The organism is Micromonospora sp. NPDC003816, from assembly GCF_042874705.1.
In the GTDB taxonomy this organism is placed as follows: domain Bacteria; phylum Actinomycetota; class Actinomycetes; order Mycobacteriales; family Micromonosporaceae; genus Micromonospora.
On record NZ_JBIANP010000006.1, the window covers coordinates 64,080 to 83,674 of the forward strand.

Consider the following 19,595-nt stretch of genomic DNA (forward strand, 5'->3'; position numbering starts at 1 on the left):
AACACCAACCCGAGGTAGCCACCTGGCGAGGATAGAGGTAACCGGACGTCAGTGCGCGGCGGGCCGACCGAGCCTGTCGAGGAGTTCGGCGTGCAGTATTCCGTTGCTGGCCACCGCGCTGTTTTCGCCTCCGGCGGGGGCCGGTCGACCGGCCAGATCGGTGAAGGTACCCCCCGCCTCGGTCACGATGGGTACCAATGCGGCCACGTCCCAGAGCGACAGCTCGGGTTCGACCATGACGTCCAGTGCGCCCTCGGCCAGCAGCATGTAACCGTAGAAGTCGCCGTAGGCGCGACTGCGCCAGGTGTCCCGCATCAGTTGGAGCATCGGCGCCAACCGACCGGCCTCCTCCCAGCCGCTGAGGGAGGAGTAGCAGAAGCTGGCGTCGGCCAGCTCCGCGACGGCGGAGACCCGGATCGGTTCGCCCGAGGCGGCGTCCGGGCCCGCGTACGCCCCGGTGCCGGTAGCCGCCCACCAGCGGCGGCCCAGGGCCGGTGCGGAGACCAGCCCGGCGACGGGTCGGCCGTCCTCCAGCAAGGCGATCAGGGTGGCCCAGACGGGCACTCCCCGGACGAAGTTCTTGGTGCCGTCGATCGGGTCCACCACCCACTGCCGGGTGCCGGCGGCCGGCGACGCGCCGTACTCCTCGCCGAGCAGCCCGTCGTCCGGCCGGTGCGCGGTCAGCAGCGACCGGATCGCGCGCTCCACGGCGGTGTCCGCGTCGGAGACGGGGGTGAGGTCGGGCTTCGCCTCCACCCGCAGGTCGAGCGCGCGGAACCGGGCCGCCGAGATGGCGTCGGCGGCGTCGGCGAGCCGGTGGGCGAGAGCGAGATCGTCGGCGTACCCGGTCATGCCGGACACGGTAGCGAGGCCGGTCGCGGCCGGTCCCGCCGGGCCGTCGTGACCTGGGCGCGGCTCACTCCGGGTGCCCGCGCGGCTCGACCTCGCCGCGTGGCTCCAGGTCGCCGGAGCGGGAGGCCAGCAAGCGGCGGTACGAGGCCAGCCGGCGCGGATCCGCCCGCCCCTGCGCCACCCAGGCGTCCAGCGTGCAGTCGGCCTCGTCGGCGGTGTGCGGGCAGTTGGCCGGACAGTCGGCGGTGGCCTCGACGAGGTCGGGGAAGCCGTGCAGCAGGCTCTCGGCCGAGACGTGTGCCAGCCCGAAACTGCGGACGCCCGGCGTGTCCACGATCCAGCCCGGGTCGTCCGCGGCGCCCGGCAGGGCAGGCAGCCGCAACGCCACCGCGCTGGTCGAGGTGTGTCGCCCCCGGCCGATCGCGCTGACCGTGCCGACCGCCCGGTCGGCCTCCGGGACCAGTCGGTTGACCAGCGTCGACTTGCCCACCCCGGAGTGCCCGACGAGCACCGACACCCGGCCGGCGAGCAGGCTGCGGAGGGCGTCCAGCGGCGAGTCCGGCCGGATCAGCACGTACGGCAGTTCCAGCTCGGTGTAGTAGTCGAGCACCGCCTCGGGCCCGGCCAGGTCGGCCTTGGTCAGGCAGAGCAGCGGCTCGATGTCCGCGTCGTAGGCCGCCACCAGGCAGCGGTCGATGAACCCGGTACGCGGCGGCGGGTCGGCCAGCGCACTGACGATCACGAGCTGGTCGGCGTTGGCGACGACCACCCGTTCCAGCCGCCCCTCGGCGGTGCTGGCGTCGTCCTCGGCGGTCCGCCGCAGCACCGAGTGGCGGGGGGCGATCCGGACGATGCGGGCCAGCGCCCCGGCCGCGCCGGAGGTGTCCCCGACCAGGGCCACCCGGTCTCCGACCACCACCGACTTGCGGCCCAGCTCGCGGGCGCGCATCGCGGTGACGGTGGGGTCGTCGGGCCCGGCTCCGGTCAGCACGCATGTGTAGCGTCCCCGGTCCACCGCGAAGACGAAGCCGTCCCGGGCGTCGGCGTGCCGGGGGCGGGTGCGGGTACGCGGACGCGAGGACTTGCCGGGCCGGACCCGGACGTCGTCCTCGTCGTACTCGCGTCGCTTGGTCGCCAGGTCCGCCCCTCCGTCGTCGGTCAGCTCTTGCCGGTCACCATCGCCGACCATAGTGCCGGAAACTCGGGCATGGTCTTCGAGGTGCACGCCACGTCGTTCAACTCGATGCCGGGGACGGCCAGGCCGGTGATCGCCGCGGCGTGCGCCATCCGGTGGTCATCGTAGGTGTGGAACACGCCACCCCGCAGCGGTCGGGGGCGGATCTCCAACCCGTCGGACGCCTCGGTGACGTCCGCACCCAGCGCGGCGAACTCCCGCGCCAACGCGGCCAGCCGGTCGGTCTCGTGCCCCCGGATGTGCTCGACGCCGGTGAACACCGAGGGGGAGTCGGCCAGCATCGCCAGCGCGGTCAGGGCCGGGGTCAGCTCGCTGACGTCCGAGAGGTCGGCGCGCAGCCCGTGGACCGTCCCGGTGCCGCGTACGGTGAGCCCCTCGGTGGTGAGCGCGACCTCCGCGCCCATCTGCTGCAACAGCGAGCGGAGCCGCTCCACCGGCTGTGCGCTGCTGCCCGGCCAGCCCTGGAGCGTCACCTCGCCGCCGGTGACCAGCGCGGCGGCGAAGAACGGCACCGCGCCGGAGAGGTCGGGCTCGATCTGCCAGCCGCGCCCGGTCAACGGGCCCGGTTCGACCACCCACACGTCCGGCGTGCTGTCGTCCACTGCCGCGCCGGCCGAGCGCAGCATCTGCACGGTCATCCGCAGGTGGGGCGCGGAGGGCACCGGCGGGCCGACGTGGCGTACCACCAGGCCCCGGTCGAAGCGCGGGGCCGCCAGCAGCAGGCCGGAGACGAGTTGGCTGGAGGCGGAGGCGTCGATCACCACCTCGCCGCCGGTCACCCGCCCGGTGCCGAGGACGGCCAGCGGCAGGCTGCCCGGACCGGTGGTGTCGATGCGGACGCCGAGCGAGCGCAGCGCCTCGATCAGCGGGCCCAACGGCCGGGTGCGGGCGTGCGGGTCGCCGTCGAAGGTGACCCGGCCGTCGGCAAGCCCGGCGACCGGCGGTACGAACCGCATGATCGTGCCGGCCAGGCCGACGTCGACGTGGGCCGGGCCGACCAGCGGGTGCGGCCGGACCAACCAGCGCTCGTCGTCGGCGATCGACACGTGCGCGCCCATCGCCCGCAGCCCACCGGCCATCAACTCGGTGTCGCGGGCGCGCAGCGGCGCGGCCAGTGTCGAGGGGCCGGTGGCCAGCGCGCTGAGCACCAGGGCCCGGTTGGTCATCGACTTGGACCCGGGCAGGCGTAGCGACGCCGACACCGGATCGCTGGCCGTCGGGGCGGTCCACGGCTGTAGCGGCCGGGTCGCGGTCAGGTTCCCCACGGTTCCCATTCTGCCGTGTGCCGGGCGTCGGCGGACCTCGCCGTTTCCCACTCCCGATGAACGGGACAGCCGCCCGGCCGGTGGCGCGCTAGCGTGTCGGACATGTGCGGGAGGTACGCCACGACCCGGAGCTCCGGTGACCTGAGCGGGCTGTTCGAGTCCGCCGACGAGACCGGTGGCGACCTGGCGGTCGACTACAACGTGGCGCCGACCGATCCGGTGCCGCTGGTGCGGGTCAGCTCCGAGGGGCACCGGGTGCTCTGTCTGGCCCGCTGGGGGCTGGTGCCGCCGTGGTCCCGGTCGCCCGCCGGCGCCGCACGCATGATCAACGCTCGCGCCGAGACGGTCGCCACCAGCCGGGCGTACGCGCCGTCCTTCGCCCGCCGTCGGGCCCTGGTCCCGGCCGACGGCTGGTACGAGTGGGTCCGTCGACCGGACGGCACCAAGCAGGCGTTCTATCTGACCCCACGCGACGGGTCGGTGCTCGCCTTCGCGGGCATCTGGTCGGTCTGGGGCGGCCCCGACGACCCGCTGATGACGTGCAGCGTGGTGACCACCGGCGCCCTGGGTGAGCTGGCCGAGGTGCACGACCGGATGCCGTTGCTGCTGCCGCCGGAGCGGTGGGCGACCTGGCTGGGCGGGGGAGGTGAGCCGGCGGAGCTGCTGGTCCCGCCGGCACCGGAGTGGCTGGCCGGGCTGGAGGTGCGCCCGGTGGGGCCGGCGGTCGGCGACGTCCGCAACGACGGTCCCCGGTTGACCGCCCGGGTGCCACTGTCGTCCCCGGCCGGCCCGGAAGAGGCGACCCTGTTCTGATTGCACCCCGCATATTGTCGGGAGTGATTTGCCGCAGTTGCGGGTGAAAGGTGCAGGGCTCTTTCTGGCAACTTCCCGGCAGACACTTGTCCCCGTGCCAGTAAATGCGATAGAACACAGCGCCGGTGGTGGGTGTCGTTCGCGTCCTGTGAACGATGCTCATCGATATTGCTGGTCCCACGGGGGAGGTGGGTGGATGACACGGGCGCGTATGCCCCGTCCGCACGAGGTGGCCGCCGCACGGCGTGATCCACGACTGTTGAGGGCGCTGCACGAGCGGCGACAAGACGAAGCCTGGCGTACCAGGGGGACATGCCAGAGCGTCGATCCGGAGACGTTCTTTCCGGCACCGAACGAGCCGGCCGACGCGGCGGTGGCACTCTGCAACAGCTGTGACGTGCAGGGTTCCTGTCTCGCCTGGGCGCTGGAAGTGGGCGACTGCCACGGCGTGTGGGGTGGCACCACACCCCGCGAGCGGCGGGCGATGTTGGTGGCCTGGCGTGACGAGGTCCAACCCGATCCGGACGCCGCCAGCGAGGCGGGTCCGCCGGTGCGTGATCGACTGCTCACCCTGGTGCCGCTGAGCTGATCGATGAGCCGGTCCGGAGCGGGACGCCGTGTCGTCGGACGCGACGGTCCCGCCCCGGAGCCGGCCAGACGGCGTCGGCGGGAACGAGGCACGCCGACCTGCGGACCGACCGGCGGTGGTGGTGCCCGGACACCAGCCCGGCCGCCGGTGGCGCGGGCGGCGGCGTGACCGCCGGTCGCGCAGAGCGTGCGGCCCGCAGAATGGAGCCGTGCCGCACGACGACCTCATCGAGACCCCGCACGGCCCGGCGCGGGTGGACACCGACCGACCGCCCGGCCCGGCCGGCGCGCTCCTGGTGCTCGGGCACGGGGCGGGTGGCGGTGTCGACGCACCGGACCTGCTCGCGCTACGCGACGCGGCGGTGGCTGTCGGGTTGGTCGTGGCCCGGGTGACACAGCCCTACCGGGTCGCCGGTCGGCGGGCTCCGGCTCCGGCCGGACACCTCGACACGGCCTGGACCGCCGTGTCGACCGTGCTGCGGGGGCGTCATCCGGGCGTACCGGTGCTGGTGGGAGGTCGCTCCAGCGGCGCGCGGGTGGCCTGCCGGACGGCGCGTGGCGTCGGCGCCGCCGGGGTGGTCGCGCTCGCCTTCCCGCTGCATCCGCCCGGCCGCCCGGAACGCAGCCGGGCCGCCGAGCTGGACAGCGGGGTGCCGACACTGGTCGTCAACGGCGACCGGGACCCGTTCGGGGTGCCCGAGCCGGGCCCCGGCGTGCAGGTGGTGGTCCGCCCGGGCCAGCGCCACGACCTGCGTGGCGACCCACCCGGCACGGCGGCGTTGGTGATCGACTGGCTGCGCGCACACGGCTGGGTGCGGTCCTGACCGCCCGTCGTCCGCCCGGCCGGGACGCGGCCGCCGCGGTGCCGGTCGGGGCCCGCGCCGTGTCCGGTGGCCGCGCCGGGTCGTTGCATCCCATGGTGTCGCCCGCCCGGTCGGGGCGGTCGCACCGGGCTCCCAGGCCCTTCCTGGTCCCAGCCGTGTGATCCGCGCGGCCGGGACCAGGATCGGGAGTCGGATCCGGAATGCCCTGGCCTGCGGTGGGTGTTGAACCCCTCGGATGACCACTGTGCGAGGGGGTGACCGGTGCCGACCGAGATCCGGAACCGGGAACGCGACGAGCGGGACGCGCGGCAGCTACGGCAACTGCTGGCGGGCCCGGACTGGCCGGCGACGGTGTCACCGGCCGAGGTGGCGACGGGCACACCCGTCGGAACCGAATCTGCCGGGAGGTCCGTGCGCGTATCCTCGGCGGGGAAGCATCCGACCCGAGGGGATGTGCGGTTGACCACCGAGAAGACGGACGAGCGCAGGGCCCGGTTCGAGCGGGACGCGATGCCATTCGTCGATCAGCTCTATGCGGCCGGCCTGCGAATGACGCGTAACCCGGCGGATGCCGAGGACCTGGTCCAGGAGACCTACCTGAAGGCGTACGCGGCCTTCCACCAGTTCGAACAGGGCACGAACCTGAAGGCCTGGCTGTATCGGATCCTGACCAACACCTACATCAACTCCTACCGCAAGCGGCAGCGGCAGCCGGTGCAGGCGCCCACCGATGAGATCACCGACTGGCAGCTCGCCGAGGCCGAGTCGCACACCTCCAGTGGGTTGCGCTCCGCCGAGACGGAGGCGCTCGACCGGCTGCCCGACAGTGACGTCAAGGAGGCCCTCCAGCAGCTGCCGGAGGAGTTCCGGCTGGCGGTGTACCTGACCGACGTCGAGGGGTTCTCCTACAAGGAGGTCGCCGACATCATGGGTACGCCGATCGGCACCGTGATGTCGCGGTTGCACCGCGGTCGTCGTAATCTGCGCAAGCTGCTTGAGGGCTACGCCGCGGAGCGCGGCTTCTCGGCCGCGCCGTCGACGGCCCGGAGTTCCGCTGCCACCGGCCGGGAGGTGTGACGTGAGCTGTGGAGACCCGCACGAGACGGCTTGCCGCGAGGTCCTCGCCGAGGTCTACCTCTACCTCGATCTGGAGTGCGCCCAGGAGCGGCGCTCCCGGATCCGTCACCACCTCGACGAATGCGGTCCCTGCCTGCGGGAGTACGGCATCGAGCAGGAGGTGAAGGCGCTGGTGGCCCGCTGCTGCGGCAACGAGTCCGCGCCGGACGAACTGCGCGAGCGACTGCGGGTACGCCTCAGCGAGATCGTGGTGTTCGAGAGCACCGAGTCCCGCGAACTGGCCGACTGACCGGTCGGCGAGGGAGGGACGACGACGCCGGTGGCCCGGACGGGCCACCGGCGTCTCGCTGTCCGGTCCGCCGGGACCGGAGCGTCGTCGTCAGGAGTTGGGGCGCTTGCCGTGGTTGGCGGCGCTCTTCTTCCGGGCCTTCTTCTTGCGGGCCTTCTTCGCCATGGTGACCTCCTCGTGATGATCGTCTGCGCACGACCTCGACCCCGGGGCACGCTACCGGCCCTCCGGAGCCAGGGTCCGACCTGTTGATGCTAGTGCGGTCGGCGTCGACGCATCCTCGCCGGGGCTGCTGCTCGCCGCCCGGGGAGGACCGCCACATGATTGGATGTGGCGCAGGCAGTCGCGAGAGAAGGGGCCGGGAGATGGCCGAGGAGATCCGCGCCGAGATGGTGGCGAACGTCTGGAAGGTCGTCGCGTCGGCCGGGGACACCGTGTCCGAGGGGGACACGCTGGTGATCCTGGAGTCGATGAAGATGGAGATCCCGGTGATCGCCGAGTCCGACGGCGTCGTGCAGCAGCTCGCGGTCAACGAGGGCGACGTGGTGCAGGACGGTGACCTGATCGCGGTGATCGGTTGACCGGCGTCCTGGTCCGCGCGGCCGAGCCGGCCGACTTCGCCGCGGTGGCCCGGTTGACCGTCGCCGCGTACGAGGCCGACGGCCAGTTGAAGGGCGAGAACGGTTACGCCGAGGTGCTGGCCGACGTCAGTGGTCGGGCGGCACACGGCCGGATCCTGGTCGCCGTCGACCCGGCCACCGGTCAGGTGCTCGGCACGGTCACCTTCGTCCTGCCCGGCAGCAGGTACGCCGAGCTGTGCCGACCGGACGAGGCGGAGTTCCGCATGCTGGCCGTCGATCCGGCCGCACAGGGACGGGGTGCCGGTGCCGCCCTGGTCGAGGCGTGCGTGGCGGAGGCGACCGGGCGGGGCTGCACCGCGCTGGTGATCTGCGTACGCGCCGGCCACGCCGAGCCGGCGCACCGGCTCTATCGGCGGCGGGGCTTCGTCCGCGTACCGGAACAGGACTGGTCGCCGATGCCCGGTGTCGACCTGCTCGCCCTGCGACTGACGCTGACCCCGGCCGGCTGAGCGCTCGGACCTCCGGCGGGCGTCGGCGGTCGGGCGGTCACGCCTCGGCCGGTGCGGCCGGTACCGCGATCGCGGCCAGCAGCTCGTAGGCGACCTCCAACGCCACCCGCTTGCGGTCGGCGTCGGTGATGTCCGGCGTACGCAGAGCGAACCAGCTGCTGTGCACGGCGAACAGGGCCAGCACGGCGCGTAGCTGGGCACCGGCGCTGTCGTCGCCCCGGCACAGCACGGAGGCCAGCCGGAACATCCGCTCGCGCATGTCCCGACCGGCGGAGAGGTTCTTCAGGGCGGTCTGGTTCTGCTCGAAGAAGCGCATCACCGACGGCTGTTCGCCGCCGAACATCGCGTCGGCGTACCGCTCGATCAGCGCCCGGCGGGTGGCGAGCGTGTCCGGTTGGCCCTCGCCCCAGGAGATCAGCGTGTCCATCCGGCCCAGCCGGTCCTCGACGACGCTGGTGACGATCTCGTCCTTGCTCTTGAAGTGGTAGTAGAGGGCGGCCTTGGTCACGCCGAGTCGTTCGGCGACCTCACGCAGCGATGTCGCCTCGTAGCCCTGCTCGGTGAAGAGTTCCAGCGCGACGGCCTTGATCCGCTCCCGGGTGCCGCCTGTGCTCTGGCTCACCTGCACCACCTAATCCAGTTGACCGTCATCTGCTGTCCAACTTACCGTCCGGCTAGTAAGGTAGCTAGCCGGTCGGCAAGTAAGTGCGTCACGTCTCGGGGGGAGAGCTTACCGATGGCCTCACAACAACAGGCCGCCGTGCGACCCAACATTCGACTCGTCCTGTTCGGGCTGATGATCGCCATGATGCTGGCGATGCTCGACAACATGATCGTCAGCACGGCGCTGCCCCGCATCGTCGGCGAGTTCGGTGGGCTCAACCACTTCACCTGGGTGGTGACCGCGTACGTGCTGGGCACCACCGTCTCCACCCCGATCTGGGGCAAGCTCGGCGACCTGTACGGCCGCAAGAACGTCTTCCTCACCGCCGTGGTGCTCTTCCTGCTCGGCTCCGCGCTCTGCGGCATGGCCGGCTCGTCGGCCCTCGGCGGACCCGACGACGGGATGGTCCAGCTCATCGCCTTCCGCGCGGTGCAGGGCCTCGGTGCCGGTGGCCTGATGGTCGGCGTGATGGCGATCATCGGCGACCTGGTCCCGCCTCGCGAGCGCGGCCGGTACCAGGGCATGATCGCCGGCATCATGGCCATCGCCATGGTCGCCGGACCGCTCGTCGGCGGCTTCATCACCGACCACCTCTCCTGGCGCTGGGCGTTCTACGTCAACCTGCCGCTCGGCGGCGTGGCGCTGGTGCTGCTCATCGCCACCCTGCGCCTGCCCCGGTACCGCACCGAGCACCGGATCGACTGGCTCGGCGCCGCGCTGCTGTCGGTCGGCATCACCGCGATCGTGCTGATCACCACGTGGGGCGGCAACGAGTACGCCTGGCGCTCCCCGCAGATCCTCGGCCTCGCCGCCCTGGCGCTCGTCGCGCTGGTCGCCTTCGGGTTCGTCGAGCGGCGCGCCCCCGAGCCGATCCTGCCCCTGGGTCTGTTCGCGAACCGGAACTTCGCCCTGATCTCCACGATCGGCTTCCTGCTCGGCTTCGCGATGTTCGGCGCGATGAACTTCCTGCCGCTCTACCAGCAGACCGTGCAGGGCGCCTCGGCCACCAACTCGGGCCTGCTCCTGCTGCCGCTGATGTTCGGCATGCTGGTGGTCTCGCTGCTCGTCGGCCGGGCCATCACCCGGACCGGTCGCTACCGGATCTATCCGATCGTCGGTGGCGCGGTGATGGCCGTCGGGCTCGCCCTGCTGAGCCTGCTGGACGTGCACACCAGCAAGGTCCAGTCGTCGCTCTACATGATCGTGCTCGGCGTCGGGATGGGCTTCCTCATGCAGACGTCGATGCTGATCGCGCAGAACAGCGTGGAGCAGAAGGACCTCGGCGCGGCCAGCGGCGCGGCCACCTTCTTCCGCTCCATCGGCGGCTCGTTCGGCATCTCGCTGTTCGGTGCGATCTTCGCCAACCGGCTGGCCGGTACCGCCGCCGGTGGTGCCTTCAGCGGCGGCGGCGAGGCCGGGGCGGCGATGAACATCGACCAGCTCCGGGAGTTGCCGGCACAGGCGCGCGAGGCGGTGCTCGGCGGGTTGGCCGACGCGATCTCGCACGTCTTCCTGTGGGCGGTGCTCTTCGCCGTGCTGGTGCCGGTGCTGGCCTGGTTCATCCGCGAGATCCCGCTGCGCACCAGCAACGAACCGACCGGCACGCCCGAGGAACAGGCCGAGACCGCTCTGGCCCGCTCCCCGTCCGCGTGAGCCGCGTGAGCCGGCTGTGCCGGATGTTCCGGCTGTGCCGGATGTAAGGAGGGGTCCCCTGCTAACGCCTCGTGCATAGCAGGGGACCCCTCCTTACGTCCGTGAGCGCGAGATGCGCGGATCAGGGTGGGCCGGGTAGGCGGGGGCGGAACGGGCGCAGCAGCCGGTGCAGCAGTGCGCGCAGCGGCGAGCGGTGCCCTCCGGCGGGTGCGCCGGCCAGGGTGCGCGCCAGGGCGACGCTGTCCGGGTCGAGATCCGGGGCGGCCAGCGCCAGGTGGGCCAGGGAGGCGGCCATCGGCACCGGGCCCTGCCGGGTCGCCTCGGCCACCGTGGCGAGTCGGGCGGCGACCAGCCCGGCCACGTCGGGCCGGACCGACGGGTCCACCCAGGCGGCGGTGACCAACGCGAACAGGGCCGCCTCGGCGACCTCCTCGGTGTCGGTCAACTCGGTGAGCACCCGCCGTCGCGTCGAGGCGGCCCACGGCTCGTCGGTGCGGTGGTGCAGCAGGCCGAGGCAGGCCCACACCTGGACGCAGCGCACCCAGAGCGCGGGATCCTGCCCGGCGAGCACCCGGCCCAACGCGGTCGGCGGAGCCTCCGGCGGGTGGGCCAGCAGGCCGAGCAGGTCCGACAGGTCGAGCGTGGCCAGGCCGACCGCCGTGTCGTACGCGGCCGGTGGGTGCGGCCAGGCGGGGTGGGCGAGCTGCTGCAGTCGCCGGGCCGCGTCCGCGGAGGGCGGTGGCGGTGTCGGGCGTGCCCGCTCCGCGGTGTCGAACGGCGGGCGGGCGGCGACCGGCGTCACCTGTCCCAGCCAGGGGCGGCCACGGCAGCACTCGGCGAGGTCGCCGTGCTCGTGGGAGTCGTCGGGATGGTCGCGGACGAAGTCGGCCAGCGCGACCAGGTGGCGTACGTCGGCGTCGCGCTGGAACCGCAGCCGGTGCGCGGTGTGCACGGCACAGTCGAAGGACGGGTTGCGGGTCAACGCCCGCTCGATCCAGACCAGCGCCTCGTCGAGCCGGCCGTGGTCTGCCAGCGTGCCGGCGATGTCGGCGTACACGGCGAGGTCGTCCGGGTCGTGGTCGACGGCACGGCGCAGCGCGACGAGCGCCTCCCGGGTACGGCCCGCGCTGCGCAACGCGTACCCGAGCCAGACCTCGCCGATCTTGGACGGTGCGGCGCGTACGCCCCGACTGGCCCAGCGGACCGCGAGCGGCACCTCGCCGACCCGCCGGGCCAGCGCGGAGGCCGTGCCCAGCAGCAGCCCGTGTTCCGGGTGGACGGTGACCGCGTTGCGGGCCAGCGTCAGGTAGGCCGCCAGGGCCGCCCGGTCGGACGCGGGGACCGGGTCGGGGGCGGCGGCGCAGACCTGCATCAGGACCCGGGCCGCCTGGTCCGGACCGAGGCGTTCGGCCAGGTCGGGTGAGGTGACCCAGGGGACACCGGCCCAGTCCGCTCCCGGTGCGTGCGCGGTGGCGGCCACCAGCAGGTCGAGCCCTTCGGCGGGACGGCCGGTGGCGGCGAGCAGGTGTGCCCGGGCGACGACCGCGCCGATGAAGGTGTGGTGTTGCAGAGGGAAGAGTTCCACCGGGTCGTCGCCGCCGGCCACGGCCAGTCGGGCCAGGGTCTCGTGCACCTCGGGCAGCGTCGGTGCCCGGGCCAGCGCAGCCGCCACGTGGTCAGCGGCGTGTGCCAGGTCGCCGGAGTCCAGGGCCTGCCGGGCCAGGGCCAGTTCCTCCGTCGCCGGCAACGCCCGATCGTCGGTTCCCTCGGCCACGTCGTCCTCTCGGTGGTAGGTACGGGTTGCGCGGTGAGGTCGGGTCAGCGTAGGTGACGACTCCTAGTTTTGGTGATCCACTGCGCAGTACTGCGCGTTCGGTTGCTCATACGTGAAGAATCCTGCAAGACTGAGCATCAAACGCGCGGGGACCGCGCAGGGGAGGAGTTCGCGTGACGCGCCCAGGAAGCGGCATGGCCGCCGACATCGACGAGCAGCCGGCCGGTTACGAGCGACTGCTCTCCGACGAGTACGCGGCACCGATCGCCCGGGTCGCCGCCGCCATCGCCGAGCGCCGCCCCCGGCACGTGGTGTTCACCGCGCGCGGCACCTCCGACCACGCCGCGCTCTACGGGGCGTACCTCGCCGAGATCCGTCTCGGCCTGCCGGCCGGGCTCGCCTCGCCCAGCGCCGTGACCCTCTTCGGCGCCCGGCCGGACCTCTCCGACGCCCTGGTCGTCGGCGTCAGCCAGAGCGGCGGCTCGCCCGACCTGGCCGAGGTGCTCCGGAGCGCCCGGGACTCCGGCGCACTCACCCTCGCGGTCACCAACGCACCGGACTCCCCGCTGGCCGGGACCGCCGAACTCTCCGTCGACATCGCCGCCGGACACGAGCGGGCGGTGGCGGCGACCAAGACGTACACCGCGGAGCTGCTCGCCCTGCTCCTGCTGGTCGAGGGGATCCGGTCCGGCGACGGCACGCTTCCGGACGACGAGCGCCGGGCACTGGCCGCGCTGCCGGCACTGGCCGCCCGGACCCTCGCCGACCCGACCGCCACCGAGCTCGCCCCCCGCTACCGCTTCGCCGGCCAACTGGTCACCACCGGCCGGGGGTACGCGTACCCGACCGCCCGGGAGGCCGCGCTCAAGCTGATGGAGACGTCGTACCTGCCGGCGTTGGCCTTCTCCGGCGCCGACCTGCTGCACGGCCCCCTCGCGATGACCGACCCGGACGTGCCGGTGCTGGCCGTGGTCGGCTCCGGGCCGGGCGGGCAGGCGATGCGCGAGGTGCTGCCCCGGCTCGGCGAGCGTCGGGCCGACGTGGTCGTGGTCGGCTCCGCCGAGGTCGAGGGGGCCACCCGGCTCGGCGTGCCCGAGGTCGACGAGCGCTACGCCCCGCTGCTGGACATCCTGCCGCTGCAACGGCTGGCGCTGGCCCTCGCGCTGACCCGGGGCGAGGACCCGGACGCGCCCCGGGGCCTGAAGAAGGTCACCGCGACGAGGTGACCCTCGGCGTGGCACGCTGGTCGGCGTGTCAACGCTGCGCGATCTCGCCGAGGAGCACACCCGTCTGCGTCCGGCCGACATCGACCACCTGCACCGCATCGCCGGTGACTGGCAGTTGCTGTCCGACCTGTCCTTCGCCGACCTGCTGCTCTGGGTCCCCGTGGACGGTGAGGGGAGCTTCCTCTGCGTGGCCCAGGTCCGCCCGACCACCGCGCCCACCGCGTACCAGGACGACCAGGTGGGACGCATCGTCGGCGGCCCGGAGGTGGCGCACCTGGACGTCGCCTACGGACAGGGCCGGATCTGGCGGGAGGGCGATCCGGTCTGGTACGGCGACGTGCCCGCCCGACACGAGGCGATCCCGGTCCGGCTGCGAGCCGCCGACGGGGAGTCCGACGAGGTGATCGCCGTGGTGGGGCGGGACACCAACCTGTCCACCGCCCGTACGCCCAGCCAGCTGGAGTTGAACTACCTGACCACTGCCGACGACCTGGCGCAGATGATCGCCGACGGCACGTTCCCGCCGCCCCGGCACCCCGGCGAGACCACCTCGGCGCCCCGGGTCGGTGACGGGCTGGTCCGGCTGGACGCCGGGGGCAAGGTCACCTACGCGAGTCCGAACGCGCAGTCCGCGTACCGCCGGTTGGGCTACGCCTCCCACCTGGTGGGCGAGGATCTCGCGGCGCTGCACCGCCGACTGGCCAACGACCCGCTGGAGGGGACCGAGGCCGGCAACGGCATCCTCGCCGCGCTGCGCGGCGAGGCGCCGCCCCGGCGCGAGATCGACGCGCGGGGCGCGACCATGCTCACCCGGGCCCTGCCGCTGATGCCCGCCGGTGTGCCGATCGGCGCGCTGGTCCTGGTCCGGGACATCACCGAGGTACGCCGCCGGGACCGGGCCCTGATCACCAAGGACGCCACCATCCGGGAGATCCACCACCGGGTGAAGAACAACCTCCAGACCGTCGCGGCGCTGCTGCGCCTCCAGGCCCGCCGGGTCGGCATACCCGAGGCGCGGGTCGCCCTGGAGGAGTCGGTACGCCGGGTCGCCTCGATCGCGTTGGTGCACGAGACGCTCTCCATGTCCAGCGACGAGGCGGTCGAGTTCGACGGGATCGTCGACCGGGTGGCCAGTGCGGCGACCGAGGTGGCGGCGACCGAGGTGAGCGTCGGGATGCGACGCACGGGCAGCTTCGGCGTGCTGCCGGCCGAGATCGCCACCTCGATGGTGATGGTGCTCAACGAGCTGCTGCTCAACGCCGTCGAGCACGGCTTCCCGCCGACCGGTGAGGCCGAGGACGAGGTCGGTGTCGAGCCGGAGCCACCGGGCCCGCCCACCGCCGACGCGCCCGAGGTGGTGGTGTCGGCGCACCGGGCCCGCAAGATGCTGCACGTCACCGTCGCCGACAACGGTCGGGGGCTGCCGGACGACTTCGACGCCTCCGGCAGCGGGAAGCTCGGTCTGCAGATCGTCCGCGCCCTGGTCACCGGGGAGCTGCGGGGCAGTATCGAGCTGCGGCCCGGCGCCGAGGGCGGCACCGAGGCGATCCTGATCGTCCCGCTGGCCCGCACCGCCCCGGAACGCCCTGGCGCCTGAGCGTGCCCTGGCGCCTGAGCGTGCCCCGGGCCGACCGGGAGTTCGCCGGTCGCCCTCGGTGCCGCGCCCGGCGGGCGGTCAGCGGTCGTCGGCGGTGAGCAGGGCGACGGTGAGGCCGGGTCGGGGCCAGACCCGGGTGACGGTGTAGCCGCTCCGCAGCGCGTCACCCTTGGTCCCGGGGACGGCGGCCAGCGGGTCGTCCGGACCGCCGGCGACCACCAGCCAGACCCGGTCCACCCCCGCCAGGCACTCCGTCGGCCGGTCGCACTCGGTGGCCCAGAGATCGCCCCGGCGCTGCGGGTCCGCCACCGCCAGTACGTCCCGGGGTGTCCGCTCGCCGAGGTGGTAGCGCAGCCCCAGGTCGAGGAAGAGCCAGCTCTCCCGGGGCGAGTAGACCACCGTGTCGTCGGGGCGCAGGTCGTCGGCGACGATCCGGGCCGCGCCCGCGTAGTCGACCGTGGCGCTGCGCGGCCACTCGTGGGTACGTCGCAACGCGGCCTGGTCCGGCAGACCGAGCAGCCCGGCCAGGGCCACCACGGCGAGTGCACCGGGCGCCCGGACCGTACGCAGAGCCGCACCGGCCAGCAGGCAGCCGAACGGCACCACGAAGACCAGGTAGCGGGGAACCCAGAGCGGGACGACGGACCCGGCGACGAAGAGCAGCAGCACGGGCAGCAGCACGCAACTGGCCGGCAGCAGCGCCCGCCGACCGGCCCGGACCGTACCGAGAGCGGCGAGCCCGACCAGGAGGCCGCCCACCACCCCGCTCTGTACCACCCCGCCGGGCAGCGCCGCCAGGTCCCCGGGCCGCGCCGCGTCCACCCAGTCCAGTTGCCGGGCCCGTTGCCCCCGGGCCCGCAGCGCCAACGGGGTGACCGCCGCGAACACCGGCACCAACGCGGCCACCCACCCCCACGCCACCCGTCGCCGGAACCGCCGCCGCCCCCCACCGGCCCCGAGGTCGCCCGGGGCCCGGGGCCCGGGGTCAGGGGTCGACGCCCGGTCCGATGACGCCGGGTCGGCGGCGGGCGGTGCGGTGGTGCCCGGTGAAGCGGTGCGGGGTGTGGCGGTGAGTACGGCGACGGCGTGTGCGGCGAGCAGGGTGAGGGCGACCAGGTGGGTGAGCCCGAGGGCGGCGGTGGTCACGGCGTACCCGGCCCAGCGGCGTGGACCGGGACGGTGCAGCGAGTCCACGAGCAGCAGGGTGCTCAGCACGGCCAGGGCGGTGGCCAGCGCGTACGGGCGGGCTTCCTGGCCGTAGCGGGAGGTGCTGGGCAGGACCGCGAACAGCAGCCCGGCGAGGGTGCCGACGCGGGCGTCCCAGAGCCGTCGACCGAGCGTGGCGGTCAGGCCGGCGGCGACGGCCATGGCCAGTGCGGACGGCAGACGCAGCGCGGCCACCGAGTCGCCGGCCACCGCCGTCCAGGCGTGCACGAGCAGGTAGTAGGGCGCGGCGGCGGCGTCGATGGTGCCGGTCAGCCGGAACAGGTCGGCCGCCGGCCGGGTGGCGGCGCTCCAGGTGGCCAACTCGTCCCGCCACGGCTGGGCGGAGTCCAACCCGGCCAGCGTCACCAGCAGGGTCAGGCCCGCCGGGAGCAGCCAGACCGGCAGGGCACGCAGGCGTACGCCGCTGAGCCGGACGCCGGTTCCGGCGACCGGGACCGACCTATCGGACAAATCCCCCACATTGCGAGCCTGCCACACGATCGCGCTCCGAGTGGCGGCAGCGACCGCCCGTGATGTGGGATGCGGCACGCAGTCATTGGCCGGCCCATACCCGGTGTGGCAACATGACGTTCATGACTGCCGCCGTCGTGCGCCGCTTCGTGGCTCGCCGCCACGTTGATTACGGCCGCGTGCGCAGCGCCATCTGTCCGGCCTACTGACGACGCCCGACCACCCTGCCTCGGGCACCTGGCGCGCCGGCCGTTCCTGACATCGCCGTCCACGGCCCCTTTCCGGGAGCCGATCGCGTCCGCTTACCCCAGCCGAGGCACAGCAGACAACGGAGGACGCCGCGATGGCGGTCAGCGAGATTCCGGCCCGACCCGGGGATCCCACGGCGCGCCCCGCGCGGGCTCCCCGCCGCCCCCGCGGCGAGGGCCAATGGGCGCTCGGATACCGCGAGCCGCTCAACCCCAACGAGCGCAGCAAGAAGGACGACAACCCGCTCAACGTGCGGGAGCGGATCGAGAACATCTACGCCCACGGCGGCTTCGCCTCCATCGACCCGGCGGACCTGCGCGGTCGGTTCCGCTGGTGGGGCCTCTACACCCAGCGCAAGGCGGGCATCGACGGCGGACGTACCGCCGTGCTGGAGCCGCACGAGCTGGAGGACGAGTACTTCATGCTCCGGGTGCGGGTGGACGGCGGCCAGCTCGACCTGGCGCAGCTGCGCACCATCGCGGAGATCTCCCGGGAGTTCGCCCGGGACACCGCCGACATCACCGACCGGCAGAACATCCAGTACCACTGGATCCGGGTCGAGGACATGCCCGAGATCTGGCGTCGGCTGGAGGCCGTCGGCCTGCAGACCACCGAGGCGTGCGGCGACTGCCCCCGCATCGTGCTGGGCAGCCCGGTCGCGGGTGTGGCCGCGGACGAGCGGATCGACGCCACCCCGGCGATCGACGAGATCGTCCGGCGGTACGTCGGCGACCGGGAGTACTCCAACCTGCCACGCAAGTTCAAGTCGTCGATCTCGTGGCTGGTGGACACCCCGTACCAGGCCAACGACATCGCCTTCCTCGGCGTCGACCACCCCGAGCACGGCCCCGGCTTCGACGTGTGGGTCGGCGGCGGGCTCTCCACCAACCCCATGCTGGCCCAGCGGCTCGGCGTCTGGGTTCCGCTGAACGAGGTGCCGGACGTCTGGGTCGGCGTGGTCGGCATCTTCCGCGACTACGGGTACCGCCGGCTGCGCCACCGAGCCCGGTTGAAGTTCCTGGTCTCCGACTGGGGCGTGGCCAAGTTCCGCGAGGTGCTGGAGAAGGAGTACCTCGGCCGGACGCTGCTGGACGGCCCGGCCCCGGACCTGCCGGAGCGGCCGGTCGACCACATCGGCGTGCACGCCCAGCGGGACGGCCGAAACTACGTCGGCGCGACCCCGGTGGTGGGGCGGGTCTCCGGCACCCAGCTCGCCCAGCTCGCCGACGTCGTCGAAGCGCACGGCAGCGGCCGGATCAGCCTCACCCCGTACCAGAAACTGCTCGTCCTCGACGTCCCGCAGGAGCGGACCGACTCGCTGGTCACCGCGCTGCGCGGGATCGGTCTGGAGGCCCACCCGTCGAGCTGGCGGCGCGGCACCATGGCCTGCACCGGCATCGAGTACTGCAAGCTCGCCATCGTCGAGACCAAGGCGCGCGGCGAGGAGCTGGTGGCCCGCCTGGAGCAGCGGCTGCGTGACTTCGACACGGACATCTCCATCCACATCAACGGCTGCCCGAACGCCTGCGCTCGCACCCAGGTCGCCGACATCGGGCTCAAGGGACAACTGGTGACCGGCCCGGACGGCCAGCAGGTCGAGGGCTACCAGGTGCACCTCGGCGGCGGGCTGGGCATGGCCGAGGGCCAGACCGCCGGGTTCGGGCGCAAGCTGCGCGGTCTCAAGACGACCGCCGACGAGCTTCCCGAGTACGTCGAACGGCTGGCCCGGCGCTACCTGGACGGCCGGACCGAGAACGAGACGTTCGCCAACTGGGTCGTCCGGGCCGACGAGGAACTACTGCGATGAGCGAGGTGACGCGATGAGCAGCGAGACCCGTGCCGCGCCGTTGTACTGCCCCTACTGCGGCGAGGAGGACCTGCGGCCGAGCGAGACCGGGCACGGCGCCTGGGAGTGCCACGGCTGCGCCCGAGTGTTCACGGTCCGTTTCACCGGTCTGCTCCCCCAGGCGGTGCGGCGATGAGCGCGCTGGTCTCCGCAGCCGGTCTGGGACTCGTCGACACCGCGCCCGCCCCGGCGGTCGCGCCGGCCGACCCGACCCGCCGCAGCCCCGAGCAGTTGCGGGAACTCGCCGACCGGGCGGGCCGGGAACTGGAGGGCGCGCCCGCGCTGGAGATCGCCCGGTGGGCCGCGGAGACCTTCGGTGACCGGTTCTGCGTGACCAGCTCGATGGCGGACGCGGTGCTCGCCCACCTCGTCTCCCGGGTGGCACCCGGGGTGGACGTGGTCTTCCTCGACACCGGCCTGCACTTCCCGGAGACCCTCGCCGTCCGCGACGAGGTCGCCCGCACCCTGCCGGTGAACGTCCGGTCGATCCGGCCCCGACTCACCGTCGGTCAGCAGGACGGCGAGTACGGGCCCCGGCTGTTCAACCGGTCACCGGACGAGTGCTGCCGGTTGCGCAAGGTGGAGCCGCTGGAACGGGCGCTGGCCGGCTACGAGGCATGGGCCGCCGGACTGCGCCGGGACGAGTCGCCGACCCGGGCCAACACGCCGGTGGTGGCGTTCGACCCGCGCCGGGGTCGGGTGAAGGTCAACCCGATCGCGGCCTGGAGCCAGGCGGACGTCGACGCGTACGTCGCGCGGTGGAAGGTGCCGGTCAACGAACTGCTCCGGCGCGGCTACGGTTCGGTCGGCTGCTGGCCGTGCACCCGCCGGACCACGGCGGGGGAGGACCCGCGCGCCGGCCGCTGGGCCATGTTCGAGAAGACCGAGTGCGGACTGCACCTCTGACCGAGGCGGC

Annotated in this window: 19 protein-coding genes and 1 pseudogene; 13 read left to right on the top strand and 7 right to left on the bottom strand. The window is 73.3% G+C overall.

The features are described 5' to 3' along the window. Positions 1–48: 48 nt before the first annotated feature. The 3 genes from hisN to aroA all read right to left on the bottom strand — a co-directional run bounded on the left by hisN (position 49) and on the right by aroA (position 3,312). The gene (gene hisN / locus ACFYTT_RS20235) at positions 49–852 is read right to left on the bottom strand and encodes a histidinol-phosphatase (RefSeq protein ID WP_131054850.1); all 804 of its coding nucleotides are present in this window, start codon (positions 850–852) and stop codon (positions 49–51) included. A gap of 64 nt (positions 853–916) precedes the next feature. Next, positions 917–2,041 (bottom strand): ribosome small subunit-dependent GTPase A, encoded by a 1,125-nt coding sequence (rsgA, locus tag ACFYTT_RS20240; RefSeq protein WP_387261092.1) that lies wholly within the window; start codon positions 2,039–2,041, stop codon positions 917–919. Then, on the bottom strand, positions 2,011–3,312 hold the full coding sequence (gene aroA / locus ACFYTT_RS20245; protein WP_131054848.1) for a 3-phosphoshikimate 1-carboxyvinyltransferase: 1,302 nt from the start codon (positions 3,310–3,312) through the stop codon (positions 2,011–2,013). The genes rsgA and aroA overlap by 31 nt, the downstream gene beginning before the upstream one ends. Positions 3,313–3,414: 102 nt before the next feature. Between aroA and ACFYTT_RS20250 the strand changes: the two genes are divergently transcribed. The 5 genes and pseudogenes from ACFYTT_RS20250 (at position 3,415) to rsrA (ending at position 6,903) form a co-directional block, all read left to right on the top strand. Then, complete coding sequence (locus ACFYTT_RS20250; RefSeq protein ID WP_131054847.1) at positions 3,415–4,125, top strand: SOS response-associated peptidase; 711 nt, start codon at positions 3,415–3,417, stop codon at positions 4,123–4,125. 196 nt (positions 4,126–4,321) lie between these two features. After that, complete coding sequence (locus tag ACFYTT_RS20255; protein ID WP_131054846.1) at positions 4,322–4,714, top strand: WhiB family transcriptional regulator; 393 nt, start codon at positions 4,322–4,324, stop codon at positions 4,712–4,714. Between the two features lie 208 nt (positions 4,715–4,922). Next, positions 4,923–5,562: pseudogene (locus ACFYTT_RS20260) on the top strand (alpha/beta family hydrolase); the annotation flags it as partial. A 236-nt stretch (positions 5,563–5,798) separates the two neighbouring features. Continuing rightward, a complete protein-coding gene (locus ACFYTT_RS20265; RefSeq protein ID WP_162854371.1) occupies positions 5,799–6,614 on the top strand; it encodes a sigma-70 family RNA polymerase sigma factor in 816 nt (271 codons plus the stop codon). Between the two features lies 1 nt (position 6,615). Then, positions 6,616–6,903 carry a mycothiol system anti-sigma-R factor gene (gene rsrA, locus ACFYTT_RS20270; RefSeq protein ID WP_387261097.1) on the top strand — a complete coding sequence of 96 codons (288 nt, stop codon included), beginning with the start codon at positions 6,616–6,618 and terminating at the stop codon, positions 6,901–6,903. Between the two features lie 90 nt (positions 6,904–6,993). Here the strand turns inward: rsrA and ACFYTT_RS20275 are convergent, their stop codons facing one another. Further along, positions 6,994–7,068 (bottom strand): 50S ribosomal protein bL37, encoded by a 75-nt coding sequence (locus ACFYTT_RS20275; protein ID WP_370461611.1) that lies wholly within the window; start codon positions 7,066–7,068, stop codon positions 6,994–6,996. 200 nt (positions 7,069–7,268) lie between these two features. Between ACFYTT_RS20275 and ACFYTT_RS20280 the strand changes: the two genes are divergently transcribed. Next, positions 7,269–7,484: a biotin/lipoyl-binding carrier protein gene (locus ACFYTT_RS20280; RefSeq protein WP_093405215.1), complete on the top strand. Its 216-nt coding sequence runs from the start codon at positions 7,269–7,271 to the stop codon at positions 7,482–7,484. Continuing rightward, complete coding sequence (locus ACFYTT_RS20285; RefSeq protein ID WP_357210643.1) at positions 7,481–7,993, top strand: GNAT family N-acetyltransferase; 513 nt, start codon at positions 7,481–7,483, stop codon at positions 7,991–7,993. The genes ACFYTT_RS20280 and ACFYTT_RS20285 overlap by 4 nt, the downstream gene beginning before the upstream one ends. Before the next feature lie 37 nt (positions 7,994–8,030). Here ACFYTT_RS20285 and ACFYTT_RS20290 read toward each other — a convergent pair whose 3' ends face one another. Continuing rightward, positions 8,031–8,615: a TetR/AcrR family transcriptional regulator gene (locus ACFYTT_RS20290; RefSeq protein ID WP_131054329.1), complete on the bottom strand. Its 585-nt coding sequence runs from the start codon at positions 8,613–8,615 to the stop codon at positions 8,031–8,033. 114 nt (positions 8,616–8,729) lie between these two features. Between ACFYTT_RS20290 and ACFYTT_RS20295 the strand changes: the two genes are divergently transcribed. After that, positions 8,730–10,310, top strand: a complete 1,581-nt coding sequence (locus ACFYTT_RS20295) for an MDR family MFS transporter (protein ID WP_131054328.1) — start codon at positions 8,730–8,732, stop codon at positions 10,308–10,310. Between the two features lie 121 nt (positions 10,311–10,431). Here the strand turns inward: ACFYTT_RS20295 and ACFYTT_RS20300 are convergent, their stop codons facing one another. Then, positions 10,432–12,084, bottom strand: coding sequence for a tetratricopeptide repeat protein (locus ACFYTT_RS20300; RefSeq protein WP_387261102.1), 1,653 nt, complete (start codon positions 12,082–12,084; stop codon positions 10,432–10,434). 194 nt (positions 12,085–12,278) lie between these two features. Here ACFYTT_RS20300 and ACFYTT_RS20305 point away from each other — a divergent pair, with 194 nt between their 5' ends. Beyond that, entirely contained in the window at positions 12,279–13,310 is a 1,032-nt protein-coding gene (locus tag ACFYTT_RS20305) for an SIS domain-containing protein (RefSeq protein WP_176096005.1), read from the top strand. 25 nt (positions 13,311–13,335) lie between these two features. After that, positions 13,336–14,907 carry a PAS domain-containing sensor histidine kinase gene (locus ACFYTT_RS20310; protein WP_131054326.1) on the top strand — a complete coding sequence of 524 codons (1,572 nt, stop codon included), beginning with the start codon at positions 13,336–13,338 and terminating at the stop codon, positions 14,905–14,907. Positions 14,908–14,985: 78 nt separating this feature from the next. Here the strand turns inward: ACFYTT_RS20310 and ACFYTT_RS20315 are convergent, their stop codons facing one another. Beyond that, a complete protein-coding gene (locus ACFYTT_RS20315) occupies positions 14,986–16,527 on the bottom strand; it encodes a glycosyltransferase family 39 protein (RefSeq protein WP_387261652.1) in 1,542 nt (513 codons plus the stop codon). Positions 16,528–16,927: 400 nt separating this feature from the next. Here ACFYTT_RS20315 and ACFYTT_RS20320 point away from each other — a divergent pair, with 400 nt between their 5' ends. Genes ACFYTT_RS20320 through ACFYTT_RS20330 form a run of 3 tightly spaced genes read left to right on the top strand, consistent with a single transcriptional unit; the run spans position 16,928 to position 19,585 of the window. After that, complete coding sequence (locus tag ACFYTT_RS20320) at positions 16,928–18,640, top strand: nitrite/sulfite reductase (RefSeq protein ID WP_176095150.1); 1,713 nt, start codon at positions 16,928–16,930, stop codon at positions 18,638–18,640. 13 nt (positions 18,641–18,653) lie between these two features. Then, positions 18,654–18,815: a hypothetical protein gene (locus tag ACFYTT_RS20325; protein WP_162854390.1), complete on the top strand. Its 162-nt coding sequence runs from the start codon at positions 18,654–18,656 to the stop codon at positions 18,813–18,815. Then, the gene (locus ACFYTT_RS20330) at positions 18,812–19,585 is read left to right on the top strand and encodes a phosphoadenylyl-sulfate reductase (RefSeq protein WP_176095149.1); all 774 of its coding nucleotides are present in this window, start codon (positions 18,812–18,814) and stop codon (positions 19,583–19,585) included. The genes ACFYTT_RS20325 and ACFYTT_RS20330 overlap by 4 nt, the downstream gene beginning before the upstream one ends. The last annotated feature ends 10 nt before the right edge of the window (positions 19,586–19,595 follow it).

Coding starts and splice junctions, on each gene's coding strand:
- hisN (WP_131054850.1), bottom strand. CDS start 852: ATGACCGGGTACGCCGACGATCTCGCTCTCGCCCACCGGCTCGCCGAC.
- rsgA (WP_387261092.1), bottom strand. CDS start 2,041: ATGGTCGGCGATGGTGACCGGCAAGAGCTGACCGACGACGGAGGGGCG.
- ACFYTT_RS20250 (WP_131054847.1), top strand. CDS start 3,415: ATGTGCGGGAGGTACGCCACGACCCGGAGCTCCGGTGACCTGAGCGGG.
- ACFYTT_RS20255 (WP_131054846.1), top strand. CDS start 4,322: ATGACACGGGCGCGTATGCCCCGTCCGCACGAGGTGGCCGCCGCACGG.
- ACFYTT_RS20280 (WP_093405215.1), top strand. CDS start 7,269: ATGGCCGAGGAGATCCGCGCCGAGATGGTGGCGAACGTCTGGAAGGTC.
- ACFYTT_RS20295 (WP_131054328.1), top strand. CDS start 8,730: ATGGCCTCACAACAACAGGCCGCCGTGCGACCCAACATTCGACTCGTC.
- ACFYTT_RS20305 (WP_176096005.1), top strand. CDS start 12,279: ATGGCCGCCGACATCGACGAGCAGCCGGCCGGTTACGAGCGACTGCTC.
- ACFYTT_RS20320 (WP_176095150.1), top strand. CDS start 16,928: ATGGCGGTCAGCGAGATTCCGGCCCGACCCGGGGATCCCACGGCGCGC.
- ACFYTT_RS20325 (WP_162854390.1), top strand. CDS start 18,654: ATGAGCAGCGAGACCCGTGCCGCGCCGTTGTACTGCCCCTACTGCGGC.
- ACFYTT_RS20330 (WP_176095149.1), top strand. CDS start 18,812: ATGAGCGCGCTGGTCTCCGCAGCCGGTCTGGGACTCGTCGACACCGCG.